The organism is Streptomyces sp. NBC_01176, from assembly GCF_045039825.1.
In the GTDB taxonomy this organism is placed as follows: domain Bacteria; phylum Actinomycetota; class Actinomycetes; order Streptomycetales; family Streptomycetaceae; genus Streptomyces.
This window is the reverse complement of the sequence record NZ_CP108600.1, coordinates 442,179-455,040: the sequence shown is the minus strand read 5'-3', so window position 1 is coordinate 455,040 and position 12,862 is coordinate 442,179. Positions and strand designations below refer to the sequence as shown.

General features: G+C 68.6%; 11 protein-coding genes and 1 pseudogene. 3 read left to right on the top strand and 9 right to left on the bottom strand.

From position 1 onward, the window contains the following. Positions 1-13 precede the first annotated feature (13 nt). From OG199_RS01610 to OG199_RS01600, 3 genes are all read right to left on the bottom strand, one after another. Entirely contained in the window at positions 14-1,504 is a 1,491-nt protein-coding gene (locus OG199_RS01610; protein ID WP_405827437.1) for an FAD-dependent monooxygenase, read from the bottom strand. A 130-nt stretch (positions 1,505-1,634) separates the two neighbouring features. Next, on the bottom strand, positions 1,635-1,916 hold the full coding sequence (locus OG199_RS01605; protein WP_405827435.1) for an isochorismatase family protein: 282 nt from the start codon (positions 1,914-1,916) through the stop codon (positions 1,635-1,637). 969 nt (positions 1,917-2,885) lie between these two features. Continuing rightward, positions 2,886-3,482 carry a TetR/AcrR family transcriptional regulator gene (locus tag OG199_RS01600; protein WP_405827433.1) on the bottom strand — a complete coding sequence of 199 codons (597 nt, stop codon included), beginning with the start codon at positions 3,480-3,482 and terminating at the stop codon, positions 2,886-2,888. An 89-nt stretch (positions 3,483-3,571) separates the two neighbouring features. Here OG199_RS01600 and OG199_RS01595 point away from each other — a divergent pair, with 89 nt between their 5' ends. Continuing rightward, a complete protein-coding gene (locus OG199_RS01595) occupies positions 3,572-4,324 on the top strand; it encodes an SDR family oxidoreductase (RefSeq protein WP_356017448.1) in 753 nt (250 codons plus the stop codon). A 126-nt stretch (positions 4,325-4,450) separates the two neighbouring features. On the opposite strand, the gene OG199_RS01590 is transcribed toward OG199_RS01595, so the two are convergent. Next, entirely contained in the window at positions 4,451-4,894 is a 444-nt protein-coding gene (locus OG199_RS01590; protein WP_405827430.1) for a hypothetical protein, read from the bottom strand. A 795-nt stretch (positions 4,895-5,689) separates the two neighbouring features. Between OG199_RS01590 and OG199_RS01585 the strand changes: the two are divergent. Then, a pseudogene (locus OG199_RS01585) lies at positions 5,690-6,354 on the top strand (IS5 family transposase); the annotation flags it as partial. 201 nt (positions 6,355-6,555) lie between these two features. Here the strand turns inward: OG199_RS01585 and OG199_RS01580 are convergent. Continuing rightward, entirely contained in the window at positions 6,556-7,416 is an 861-nt protein-coding gene (locus OG199_RS01580) for an SMP-30/gluconolactonase/LRE family protein (protein ID WP_405827429.1), read from the bottom strand. 426 nt (positions 7,417-7,842) lie between these two features. On the opposite strand from OG199_RS01580, the gene OG199_RS01575 reads away from it, so the two are divergent. Beyond that, the gene (locus tag OG199_RS01575; RefSeq protein WP_266706981.1) at positions 7,843-8,301 is read left to right on the top strand and encodes a MarR family winged helix-turn-helix transcriptional regulator; all 459 of its coding nucleotides are present in this window, start codon (positions 7,843-7,845) and stop codon (positions 8,299-8,301) included. Positions 8,302-8,370: 69 nt separating this feature from the next. Here OG199_RS01575 and OG199_RS01570 read toward each other — a convergent pair whose 3' ends face one another. The 4 genes from OG199_RS01570 to OG199_RS01555 form a co-directional block, all read right to left on the bottom strand. Beyond that, positions 8,371-8,988, bottom strand: a complete 618-nt coding sequence (locus OG199_RS01570) for an FMN reductase (protein ID WP_356801810.1) — start codon at positions 8,986-8,988, stop codon at positions 8,371-8,373. Further along, positions 8,985-10,067, bottom strand: a complete 1,083-nt coding sequence (locus tag OG199_RS01565; RefSeq protein ID WP_356801808.1) for a CE1758 family FMN-dependent luciferase-like monooxygenase — start codon at positions 10,065-10,067, stop codon at positions 8,985-8,987. The genes OG199_RS01570 and OG199_RS01565 overlap by 4 nt, the downstream gene beginning before the upstream one ends. 205 nt (positions 10,068-10,272) lie before the next feature. Further along, positions 10,273-10,827, bottom strand: coding sequence for an NAD(P)H-dependent oxidoreductase (locus tag OG199_RS01560; protein WP_356801806.1), 555 nt, complete (start codon positions 10,825-10,827; stop codon positions 10,273-10,275). A 183-nt stretch (positions 10,828-11,010) separates the two neighbouring features. Further along, positions 11,011-12,807, bottom strand: a complete 1,797-nt coding sequence (locus tag OG199_RS01555; RefSeq protein ID WP_405827426.1) for an FUSC family protein — start codon at positions 12,805-12,807, stop codon at positions 11,011-11,013. Positions 12,808-12,862: the final 55 nt, after the last annotated feature.

Below are 12,862 nucleotides of genomic sequence, written 5' to 3'. Positions count from 1 at the left end.
GTGTCAGGGGCGCCTATCTGAAGGTAGGGGTGCCCTCATGAACCGGAGAGCCTGCACCACACCAGTCCGTCAGGGCCCGTCGGACGTCCTCGGCCCGGCGTTCCGGGTGCTCCTCGGAGGTGGTCCATGCGATGTACGCGTCCGGCCTGACCAGTACGGCCTTTCTTGTCAGGCCTGGTGCGGACACGAACTCGACCTCGTCGGCCCAGCTTTCAGCCACCGCGACGGGGAGCGGCGCATCCGCGGCGGTGACGAGGACGAAGCGCCGGGTGCGCAGAGCCTCATACAGCCGCTTTCCGTCGGTCAGCGGCAGGTCGGGAACGCGCTTGCCGACAAGCCGGGGCGCGCCATTGGGAGCGGCGTAGGCGATGTCGAGTCCGGAAATCGCCCGGGCGGCCCGCTGAGCCATGGGCGGGATGCGCAGCACCGTGCGGGCGAAGAGGTCGCGGAATCCGCACATCGCCTTTGGCGTCGTCAGTACCCCACGCAGAAGTGCGCCGCTCATCCGAAGTACCCGACGGCCCACCGGATGCCGCTCGGCCTCGTACGTGTCGAGCAGAGCGTCCGGAGCCCGGCCGCTCAGGACAGCCGCCAGTTTCCAGCCGAGGTTGACCGAATCCTGGATGCTGGTGTTGAGGCCCATCCCACCGGCAGGGGAGTGCACGTGCGCGGCGTCACCGACGAGAAGCACCCGGCCGATGCGGTAACGGGGACACTGGCGTTCATCGCTGTGGAACCGGGAGAGCCAGCGTGCGTCCCGCATGCCGAAGTCGTTCCCGAGTGCCCGCTGGGCGACTGCGCGGATCTCGTCGAGATCGACGGCCGTGGTGTCAGGCATGTCGTGGCGACGGTTCCAGGCCATGACACGGAACCAGCCGTCGCCGAAGGGCACCACGATGGCGAAGGCGTCCCCCACCGCCCCGACGGTGGGAGGTTTGCTCGGCGGCTCGGCCAGGCGTACGTCGGCAAGCATCATCGAACGAACCGCGGACCGGCCGGGAAAGGGCAGCCCGAGGGACTCACGCACCTTGCTGTTGCGGCCGTCAGCGCCCACCACGTAAGCGGCGCGCAGGGTTTCCACCGTGCCGTCCGCGGCGCGTACCTCGACGTCGACGCCTGTGGAGTCCTGCCGGACGCCGGTCGCCTCGCAGCCGCTCTTGATGTCCACTCCGTGGGTGAGGGCGCGGGAGCGGAGCAGCCTCTCGGTGTTGTACTGCGGTGTCACCAGGACGTGCGGGTAGCGGGTCGGCAGATGCGACAGGTCGATCTGCAGAAACTGCAAAACCGGATTGCGCAGCCCGGTCTTGAGCAGGTCGTCGGCGAGCCCGCGGGCGTCAAGTTGCTCCAACGTCCGGGCGTGCACGGCGAAGGCCCGCGTGAGCTTCGACTCCCCTTCGCGTCGCTCCACCACGGTGCAGGCGATCCCTGCCTCGGCCAGATCGCCCGCGAGCATCAGTCCCGCGGGGCCTGCCCCCACGATCAGCACGCCTTTGTCGGAGCCCATGTGCGTCCTCCGCATCGATCGACAGGAAATTCAGGTGCAGGGCCGCCTCTGCGGTCTTGGCGGACGAGCGAGGTCCGCCGGTCAAGCGCGCGATTCGATCGTCCTCATTTCGTGCTCCAGGTATGGAACCTCAGGGCGCCGGTGCGCGCGTGGCGGTGAGGAACTCGTCGACCTCGAGCGTCGCATGTGAGATGAACGGATACCGCAAAATCATCGCGTCGTAGGCGTCCCGGCCGCCGACGGCCGCGGTCTCATCGGTGAACGTGGTCACGTGGAAGCCGTGTTCCATGCAGCTGAGAGCGGTCGACCCCACATACATCGTCCCCATCATGCCGGCGATGGCGATGTACTCCGTGTTGTGTTGGCGGAGCTGGACCTCTAGGTCAGTGTTGGCCAGGACGTCAATGTTCATTGTGCGGGGTGATCACAATTTCGCCGTCTTGGGGCGACAGTCCGGGGTGGAATTCGGCGCCTCAACTCCCCTCTGCAAAGAGGCGGTTGTCAAACATCTCGTGGTGGACACCGGAGATGTGCTTCCACGAGGTGTAGTCCGCTTCGGTGTAAGACATGGGTGCGAAGACGACGGGAAAGCCTTGAAGTTCTCGCACGTTCCGATCCGCTCGAACTCGTCGTTGAGGTGGGGCAGCCTTTCCCGCCCTCAGAGAAGACATCGTTCACGGTGTCGATGAGGAGCAGGCCGACCCGCCCCGGCTCGTAGCCATGAGCAGACATTCACCCTCCTCGGGATCTTCGAGTCCTACTCTCGTCCGCCGGCTGATGAGAACCTCAGCGATATGGAGGGGCGCAGAATCCCGCTGGGGTCTTCGCGCGTGTCTTCACCCGGGCCGGACGACACGGCTGAACGGCACACCGTCGCGCCGTTCAGCCGCGGGCGAACTCCAACAGGTCGGCGTTGAAACGGTCGGCGGTTCGTCTGCGGTCGTGATGAAAGGCACGGCGGTTACCTCCCTCGGTCACCGGGACATCCGCTCGAACTCGCGCAACGTGGTCTCACTTCGTACGGCCGAGTCTCTTGGCAACTACGACCGGACGACGCGCGTCGACCCACTCAATTTACCTGAGAAACACTGCGTCGGCGCGACGCTCAATTGCCGCCGTCGATCCCTGTTGTCACGGCATCCGGGCTGCTTCGCCGTGCCTGGGCCCCGTTGGCCGTGGCGACCACGTGGAGGCCGCCGCACCACCTGCTTGGCGGAAGAGGTCCGCAGGTCGCTTCCCGACACGACACGCCGCGATGCTGCGGTGCAGGCGAGACGCCGACGCCATAGGCCCGATCGGCATCGGCCACGCCAGCCTGTACCGCCGGTGAACTGTCGCGACCGCTTCCTACGGCCATGGACGCAGTGGTCCGGCGGGGCCGTCAGTTCGCGGCGCGGGGCAGTACGGCGATGGCGGTGTGGGCGATGTCCGTCAGCGTCTCCTCGTTGGCTCCGGCCTTGCCCAGTGCTTCGATGCCGCGCAGTACGGCGAGTACCAGTGCGGCCAGCTTTCCGGGGTCCGCGTTCGCGTCGAGGTCGCCGTTGCGCTGGCAGGCGGCGATGTCGTCCTCCAACAGCGTGCTCAGTGCCTCGATAGCCGTGTGTGCGCGCTGGGCCACGGTCTTGTCGTGTTCGGCCAGTTCGGCGGTGCCCTTGGCCAACAGGCATCCGCGCTGGGCGGTATCTGCGGCCGTGGCCGCGGCCACGGCGTGGATGTGGGCGGACAGTCGCGTGTACGCGTTCTGGTCGTCGCCGCGCAGCTGCTGGGCTGTGGCGTCGACGACTGAGCTGCAGTAGTCGTCGAATACGCGGTGGAAGAGGTCCTGCTTGCCGCCGAACGCGCCGTACAGGCTGCCTTTGCCGAGGCCCGTCGCCGCGGCGATGTCGTCCATGCGCGTGGCCGCGTATCCACCCGCCCAGAACTGCTCCCGGGCGGTGTCCAGTACCTGCTGCTCGTCGAACTTCCGAGGTCGTGCCATGGGGGTGAGCCTACGCTTATTTGACTCGTTCGTCCACAACGTTTAACTTTATGGACGAACGAGTCAAAAACATCGAGGAGTGGCACGCCATGACAGAGGTACTCGCAGGCAAAGTGGCCGTGGTCACCGGGGCGAACAGCGGCATCGGACTGGCCACCGCGCAGCGGTTCGCTGCTGAGGGCGCCCACGTGATCATCACCGGGCGGCGTCAGGATGCGCTGGACGCGGCCGCGGCCGAGATCGGCCACAACGTCACTGCCGTCCGCGGAGACATAGCGAATCCGGCCGACCTCGACCGGCTCTTCGCGATCGTCGCCGAGCAGGGCCGCCGCATCGATGTGCTTTTCGCGAACGCGGGGGGCGGGGAGTTCGCAACCCTGGAGGACGTGACCGAGCAGCACTTCGACGACACGTTCAACACCAACGTCCGGGGGACGCTCTTCACCGTGCAGAAGGCACTACCGCTCCTCAACGACGGCGCGTCGGTAATCCTGACCGGTTCCACCGCCGCCACCACCGGTGGAGAGGCGTTCGGCGTCTACGCCGCCTCGAAGGCCGCCGTCCGCTCCTTCTCCCGCACCTGGGCCAACGAGCTGCGCGGCCGTGGCATCCGCGTCAACACTCTCGTGCCCGGACCGATCAAGACCCCGGGAATCACCGGCCTGGCGCCCAGCGAGGAAGAGGCCAAGTCGCTGCGTGCCCACTTCGCACGGCAGGTGCCCCTCGGCCGGATGGGCGAGCCCGCCGAGGCGGCTGCGGCAGCCCTCTTCCTCGCGTCCGACCAGAGCAGCTTCGTCACCGGGACCGAGCTCTACGCCGACGGTGGCCTGAACCAAATCTGAGTGGTCCTCCGTCACGCATGAGGTGGCGCGGTGAACTGCTTCGGCGGGCACCAGCCGGGCGGCGACGCCGGAACCCAGCCCAGAATCTGCCGACGCCGATGCCGAGCAAGGTTCTGGCCGCTGCCATCACCGGCATGCTGGGGCCAGTGCTGCCAGGTTGTTCAAGACGGTGATGGACGCCGCGAGCGCGATCAGAACCTTGCGCCGGTCGAGCTTTCCTGAGGCGATGGTGAGCACAGGCGCGGTGACGGCCGCCGTCAGGCCGGGTACTACCACGACCAGGCCCACGGAGCCGACGGAGATGTGGAGGCTGGATCCGATGACCGGCAGGAACCCGATCGGCAGGGACTCCGAGAGCACCAGGACGAAGGACCTCAAGGCGACCGAGGCGACGGCTGGCCAGTTGCTCTGCGGAGAGGGTGTGGCGTGAGCTGCTGCTCGTAGCGGTTCCGGCCGACCGACGACCGTTGCCGTGCTGGAGTAGTCGCTCATGCTTTTGCTCTCCTGGAAGGATCGGGGGCCGTAGGTGGCCCGTACCGCGTTGCTGCGCTGCGGCTGTGCCGCAGCCATGGATGGGAACGGCAGGGGTTACCGCGGCGTGACCTGAGAACGGGGCGAGAGCTGGGGCCGGGGGATCCCGGGTCGGCGCCACTGTTCGATGCGACATTTTTGGGTACATTGAGAATTCGAGTGGACACCTGGGTAGGAGTCGGGATGCGCGTGGCCGGTGGGCCGCTCCCAGCCCTGTAGGAGCAAGGGCCACGGTTTCGGGCGGCTCTCCTGTTAGGCCAGGAGGTTGGGTCGAGCTGCTTCCCTAGATGGCGGTGAGGCACGGCGCTTGCGCCTCCCGCCAGGGGCACCATCCACCCGGCGTCCGCCCGAGCGGCGAACCAGAGCGAACGTGACCGACATCGCCGACCGAGTGACGCGTATCGCGACCGCGATGGTGACTTTCTGCGCCGTTCGGGCAGCATCTGCCCAGGCCGACGAGGTCACGCGGCAGGCGAGTCCTGGGACCTGCAGGCGGGTACCCTTTCTGGCCACCGCTCATTACTGCCGGCATCTCCGCCGGCACCGTGGTCAGCCTGCCGCTCGACGCACTGGTCGGACACCTCGCCGGATAGCGAACCGCGTTCATTGTTGGCGCAGGCGCTGCCTTGCTCGCGCTAGCGGATCTGGCACCGCGGCTCCCCTCGCTGCCGCACACCGGAGCCATACGCATTTGTGGGTATCCCTGACCAGCTACATCGATTTCGACCGTGACCTGTCGCTGAAGATCGTCCCGGACGCCCTGAAGTGCCTCAGCGTCGACGAACAGGGCGGATAAGACAATGTCTTGATTGGCTGTCGCTCGTTGCTTTGGGCATGGACATGGTTGAGCGGCTGGTGCCGGACGGGCTGTGGGAGATCTTCCAGGACGGGGCACCGGAGCCGCCGATCCGTGCCCAGGGCGGAGGCCGGCGGCGGTGCGATGACCGCGCGGTACTTGCCGCGATCATCTTCGTCGCCACCTCGGGCTGCACCTGGCGGCAGCTACCGCCGGCCCTTCGACGCGTCCTGGCCACGGATCATCGACGTTTCACCGACTGGTCCACGGCTCGGGTGTGGGCCAAGCTGCATCGAGTGGTCCTCGACCGGCTCGGCGCGAACGGCGAACTGGACTGGTCGCGTTGCGCGATCGATTCGGTCAGCGTCCGCGCGGTCAAAGGGGGTCCCTGACCGGACCGAATCCGACTGATCGCGGCAAGCTCGGGTCGAAGATCCACGTTATCTGTGACCGCAACGGGCTGCCGATCTCGGTGGGCATTTCCGGCGCCAACCTTCACGACAGCCAGGCGCTGATCCCGCTGATGCGCGGTATCCGGCCGATCTGCTCCCGCTATGGACCCCGGCGCCATCGCCCGGCCAAGCTGCACGCGGACAAGGGCTACGACTTCGACCACCGGCTCAGATGGCTGCGCCGCCGGCAGATCGTGCCGCGCATCGCCCGCCGCGGCATCGAGTCTTCCGGCGGCCCAGGCCCCCACCGATGAGTTCGTGGCGGCCGTGGGCCTGGAGTACCACCCCGACTTCATGTCCCCCGAAGAGGTTCGGGCCTGGGAGGTCGCGGTACGCCTCTCCGCAAAGACTCTGGCTGGAACAGCCTTCTCATACCCCCAGTGACCCCAGCCAAGGCCACGCCCACCCCTCATCGACAGTCAGCCCTCACTCGCACCAAAAGAAACGACGTCTCAGTACCGGCCGGGCCGCTGGTTCGGCGGGAACGCGAGGCCGGTCGGTGTGTTGAGGCCCGTGGACGGCAGTGTGACCTGTCCGCCGCCCGTCTCCCGGACCCGGACCACCCGGTTGTTGAAACCGTCCGCCACATAGAGACCACCGTGGCAGTCGAGCGCGAGCCCCAGCGGATCGCTCAGACCGGTGACGGGAACCGTGCTCTGCCTGCCACTGGCCGCGGACACCCTCACCACGCGGTTGTTGCCGCTGTCGGAGATGTAGAGGTCCCCCGCGGCGTTCAGCGCCAGCCCGGTCGGTTGGGACAGGCCGACGGTGGGGACGGTCGACTGACCGCTGCCGTCAGCGGGTACCTTCACCACCCGGTCGTTGACGAAGTCGGAGATGTACAGGTCTCCGCCGGGGGCCAGCGCCAGTCCCCAGGGGTGCAGCAGTCCCGTGGTGGGGACGGTCGTCTGGCCGCTGCCGTCAGCGGGTACCTTCACCACCCGGTCGTTGAAGCTGTCCGCGATGTAGAGGTCGCCGACCGCGTCGGCGGCGAGTCCCAGCGGGCGCGACAGGCCGGTGGTGGGCACGGTGGACTGTTCACCGCCCTTCGCAGGCAGCTTCACCACTCGGTTGTTTCCCGTGTCGGAGACATAGAGGTTGCCGGTGCCGTCCCAGGTCAGCCCGGTCGGACGCACCAGGCCGTCGAGCGGGACGGTCGTCTGGCCGCTCCCGCCCGAGGGCAGTCTCACCACCCGGTTGTTGCCGTAGTCGGACACGTACAGCGGCGGACGGGCCTGCGAGCGCACGTCACCGGCCGACGCGGCGTCCGCCGGTCCGGTCGGCAGCGTACAGAGCATCAGAAGGCCCGTCACGGCGACCAGTTGCCGCGTCCACCTCCGTTTCGCGCGGTCGGTGGAGGCCGAGGGCTCGCGCGTTCGTGATCCTGCCGTGGTGCGTTCCACGACTCACCCACCTGTTCTGGACGGTCGGCCCGTTGCCGTACCGGCCTGCGGAGACGGTCGGTGCCGAGCCAGGTCGTGGACCGGCGCCGCTGGTACGACGGCCGGACCCGCACGGGGGTACAGCCGTCCGCCGCCGCTCCGTCCGTCAACCGCCGAGCCTAGGAAGAGCGGTGCCGGGGCAGCCGGAAGCCACGCCACCGGCTCGCGCGGCGGCCACTCCAATGCCCGTGAACCCGGACGCCGCAATGCCCCGGCGCGTGACTGCCGCGGGCCGGTGGCCGGGGCTTCATGATGCGCTCCTGCGTACGTCCGATTCAGGGCAATTACACTGTGTCCATGACTGACGCGACGACGCCCGAGCCCCTCAACCCCGATGAAGAGGCCTTCATCCGGGCGCTGGGGCGGGTGATGGCCTTCCTGCCGCGAGTCGTCGACGCGGACATGCTCTCGGAACAGCAGATCACCACGTCCGAGTACATGGTGATGGTGCACCTCTCCGAAGCACCGAACAGTCAGTTGCGGATGAGTGAGCTGGCCAACGAGTGCGGACTCTCCCTGAGCGGCATGACCAGAATCGTGAACCGCCTGGAAGCCCAGTCGCTCGTCCTTCGGGTGAAGTCCCCCGAGGACGGCCGGGCATGGCTCGCCGTCCTCACCAGTTCCGGATGGACGCGGTTGAAGCAGACGTGGCCCACGAACCTCGCCAGTGTGCGGCGGCACGTCTTCTCCCGGCTGGAGGGGTGCGACGTGGTCGCGGCCACTCGGGTGCTCGACCGCATCACGTCGGATCTCTGAGGATCCGCCGCCCGACCCGGTGTGCCGCGCGCGGGCCCGTATCCGTCGGGGCCGCCCGTCCGCGCGCGGTCAGCCGTCGGCCAGCAGGTCCTCGAACGGGGTCGGCGACAGGTAGGGATCCTCGATGACGGGGGTGTCCCGGCGGTTCACCTCACGGGCCAGCTCACCGGCGGCCCGTTCCGTCCGGTCCGCGAGCGACACCGCCGATGCGTGGCCGCTGCTCCAGTCCTCCGGCGCGGCGAAGACTCCGGTGGTCACCACCGCCGCGCGCAGATAGGAGAAGAGCGGCCTCATCTCGTGGTCGAGCACCAGCGAATGCCGTGCCGTGCCGCCGGTGGCCGCCATCAGGACGGGCTTGTCCTCCAGCACACCCTCGTCCAGGACATCGACGAACATCTTGAACAGGCCGCTGTACGAGGCGCTGAAGGTCGGGGTCACGGCGATCAGCCCGTCCGCCCGTGCCACGGTGTCCAGCACCGGACGCAGTTCCTCGGAGGGGTATCCGGTGATCATGTTGTTCAGCAGGTGGTGCCCGTAGCCGCGTAGTTCGATGCTCTCCACATCCACCTCGGCACCGAGGTCCTCGAGCGCACGACGGGTCGCGGCGGCCAGGCGTTCGGCCAGCAGGAGGGTGGAGGACGGCTGTCTCATTCCCGCCGAGACGACGGCGATGAGACGCCGCTTCACGGCCGGGCCTCGCGGGCCGCCTTCAGCGAGGCGTGAGTCGGGGCCTTCGGTACCCGCGCGGGACGCCCCACCTCGAACTCCTTCCGCAGGACCTGTACGACCTCGCCCAGCATCTCGATCTGCTGGAGCACGGTTTCGCGGGGGAGCCCCAGGGCGTCGACGGCGAACAACTGACGTTGGTAGTCGCCGTCGGCGTGCTCACGGAACTCCAGGGTGCGCTCGATGATCTGCTGCGGACTGCCCACCAACAGGGCGGTCCTGGCCGCGGTCTCCTCCAGCGAGGGTCCGTTTCCCCATGCGGGCGAGTTGTCGAAGTACGGCCGGAACTCGCGGATCGCGTCCTGTGAGTTCGTCCGCATGAACAGTTGCGCGCCCAGCCCGACGATCGCCTGGTCCGCCGGCCCGTGTCCGTGGTGCTCGTACCGTCTGCGGTAGAGCCCGACCATCCGCTGTACGTGCTCCTTCGGCCACAGCACGTTGTTCTGGAAGAAGCCGTCACCGTAGTACGCGGCCTGCTCGGCGATCTCCGGGCTGCGGATGGAGCCGTGCCACACGAAGGGCGGTATGCCGTCCAGCGGCCGCGGAGTGGAGGTGAAGGACTGCAGCGGCGTACGGAACCGGCCCTCCCAGTCGACGGTGTCCTCGCGCCACAACCTGCGCAGCAGCGCGTAGTTCTCGACGGCCAGGGCGATTCCGTCGCGGATGTCCTTGCCGAACCAGGGGTAGACCGGTCCGGTGTTCCCGCGGCCCATCATCAGGTCGACCCGGCCGTCCGCGACGTGCTGGAGCATCGCGTAGTCCTCGGCGATCTTCACCGGGTCGTTGGTGGTGATGAGGGTCGTCGAGGTGGACAGCACGATTCTGTTCGTCCGGGCGGCGACGTGTCCGAGCAGAGTCGTCGGAGACGACGGCATGAAGGGCGGGTTGTGGTGCTCGCCTATCGCGAAGACGTCCAGTCCCACCTGCTCGGCCAATTCGGCGTACTCAAGGACCGCCTTGATCCGCTCGTACTCGGTGTCCTGTCTGCCGGTCGTGGGGTCGACGGTGACGTCCCCCACTCCGAAGATCCCGAACTGCATTTCGGTCCCGCTTCCGCCTTGAAAATACTTACGTGCATCACGAAATTGGTCAGAGGCAATGGTTGGCGCCGAGCACGGACCTGCCTGTTGATGCCGCACCGCTCGCCGCACCGCTGTGCCGTCGCTGCCTCTGATGTCTCTGTCGAAACGGTGGACGGCCACCGTCGCGGCCGTCCACCGTGCGTATCCGCCGCTCGCCGAGTGGTTAGCGCAGGGACGCGAGAGCGTTCGACCAGCTCACGACCTGGTCCAGCATCGTGTTGAGCCCGTCGAGGTGAATGTCGCTGGGCCGGAAGACGCTGAAGTTCTCGAAGTCCGTGAACAGGGACAGCGCCACCTGCGAGCGGACGTCGGCCATCTGCAGTTCACCGGCCACGAGGCGCAGGTGCTCGACCGCGCGGGTGCCGCCCACGGAGCCGTAGCTGACGAAGCCGATCGCCTTGTTGTTCCACTCGGCGTACAGGTAGTCGATGGCGTTCTTGAGCACACCGGACGTGGAGTGGTTGTACTCCGGCGTCACCATGACGAATCCGTCGAACGAGGCGATCTTGGCGGCCCACTCACGGGTGTGCGGCTGGCTGTACTGGCCGAGCGACGGCGGCATCGCCTCGTCCAGGTGCGGCAGCTTGTAGTCGAGCAGATCGACCAGTTCGAATTCGACGTCGGTGCGCTGCGACGCGATCTCGTGAACCCACTTCGCCACGGCCTCACCGTTGCGGCCGGGGCGGGTACTGCCGATGATGATCCCGATTTTCGTCATGACGTCGATTCCTCATCGTGAACGCGCGATTGCGCCGGATTTGTTTGACGAGTCAAGCATAAGATGATTGACGCAACAAGTAAATTCCGGCCCGTCCATACGTGGGGCGGTGTGAGCCGCGGCACCCTCCGGTCCAGAAGGCGACGGGCGGCAAGTCCCTCGGCGTGACCGCTCCGGCGCCCTTCAGGAGTGGAGGCCGTGCAGCCGGTGGAGCAGGAGATAGGCCCGCTGTTCGGCGGCGGCGAGTTCGGTGGGGTCGACCTCGGCGGGCCACAGTTCGCCGGCCGCGGTGTTGTCGGCTTCGTGAAGTTCCACGACGGACAGGGCCAGACTCACCTGGACGACGGAGAGCGCCGGCCCGGAGGGGTTGCTCAGCGCCCGCTCGGCCTGCTCGGCGGCCTTCCTGCACGCGGCCAGCGCGCGTTCCACGCGTACCGCGGCCCGGTCGTGGACGATCAGCAGCGCGCAGCCCAGCCCCACGGCGATGCCCACGGCGCTGCCCAGTACCCGGTCGAGGACCAGCTCGCCGGACGGGGAGGGGGCGGCCAGATCGCTCAGCAGCAGCGCGATCGGGGTGAGGAAGACGACGGCCAGGCCGTAGTTGCGTGCCGCGACGTACTCCAGCAGGAACTCCAGGAGCACGATCACCATCGCGAGCTCCACCGGCGCCGGGTGGGCGGCCAGCACTCCCAGGGCGAGGAGCAGTCCCAAGGCCGTGCCCACGGTCCGCTGGACGGCGCGCTGGGCCGTGGTGCGCAGGTTGACCGAGTGCAGGACGGCGGCCGCGGAGATCGCCGCCCAGTAGCCGTGCTCCAGGTTCAGGACGGCGGCGACCCCGCCCGCCACACCGGTTCCCAGCGCCATGCGCAGGGCGGGCACGGCCAGTGCGGTCAGGCGGTCGGGGCCGCCGGGGCGCCCGATCAGCAGTTCCGTCGCGCGCAGGACGGCGGGATCGCCCGGCGACGCGGACGTTCCCTTCGAACAGGGAGCGACGTCGTTCCGCACATCCGCGGACCGGGTCGGTGACTCGTCCTCGTGGAGCAGTTCACGAAGCGCCGGGGGGACGCGGCGGCGCCGGTCGGTGAGCAGGCGAGCCTGCAGGCGCAGATACCGAGCCGTGGCGGCCGGGTCCGCGGGTGGACGTGGCGCCGAGCCGATCAGCAGGGTCCAGGAGAGGTCGGCGAGCCGTACGAAGACCGCGTCCCGGCCGGCCGGAATTCGTCGCGCGGGCGTCGGGGGCGGCAGCCCGAGGCAGTGGTACGCGTGGAGGACGGCCACCGTCGCCGCGTGCCGGGTCTGACCCGGCACGTCTCCGGCAGCGGAGGCCTCCATGAGTTCGGCGAGTTTGCGCAGGGCCGTGGCCACCGCCAGGCGCTGCGGCCGGTCCGGATGCACGAGTCGGCCGGATACGGCCAGCAGCCAGGCGAACGCCGCCCCCGCCGCCGCGAGAGCGGTGCGCGGGAGTACCTCGGCGCCCGTGGGGGCGCCGTTGGCCGCCACCGCGAACGCGAACAGCAACAGCACCGCACCCAGACCACCCAGCCGCGTGGCGTCGCAGCCGAACTTCGCCAGTCCCGCGACGACCGCCGTCGCCGCGACGACCACCGCGGCGCCGGCTCCTCCCGTCCCGCCCGGACCCGCCCACGCCGCGAGGGCCGAACCGCAGCCCACGCAGGCCGTCATGGCCACGGCGACCAGGGCGAGTACGGGGGCACGGCGGTCGTAGGGCAGATTGCGGCCGAACGTGGTGGTGAAGGAGCCCAGCATGGCGTAGACCGCGAGGTCGGGCCGCCCCGCCCGCACGATCGGCACGCCGACCAGGCCCATGGCCAAGGCGGCCCGCACGGCGAAGAGGAGTGCCCCGTCCACGTCGTGCAGGGTCAGCGCACCGCGCGGGGAGAGCGCGCGCCGGGCGCCCACGGCCGCATGCCGCCAGCCGCGCCAGGGTACGCGAGGGGCGAATCGGCGCGAAAGCGGCATGTGGCGTGTATACCCGCTCGGGCATCCTGGCGCCGGCATCCCCGGGCGAACGGGG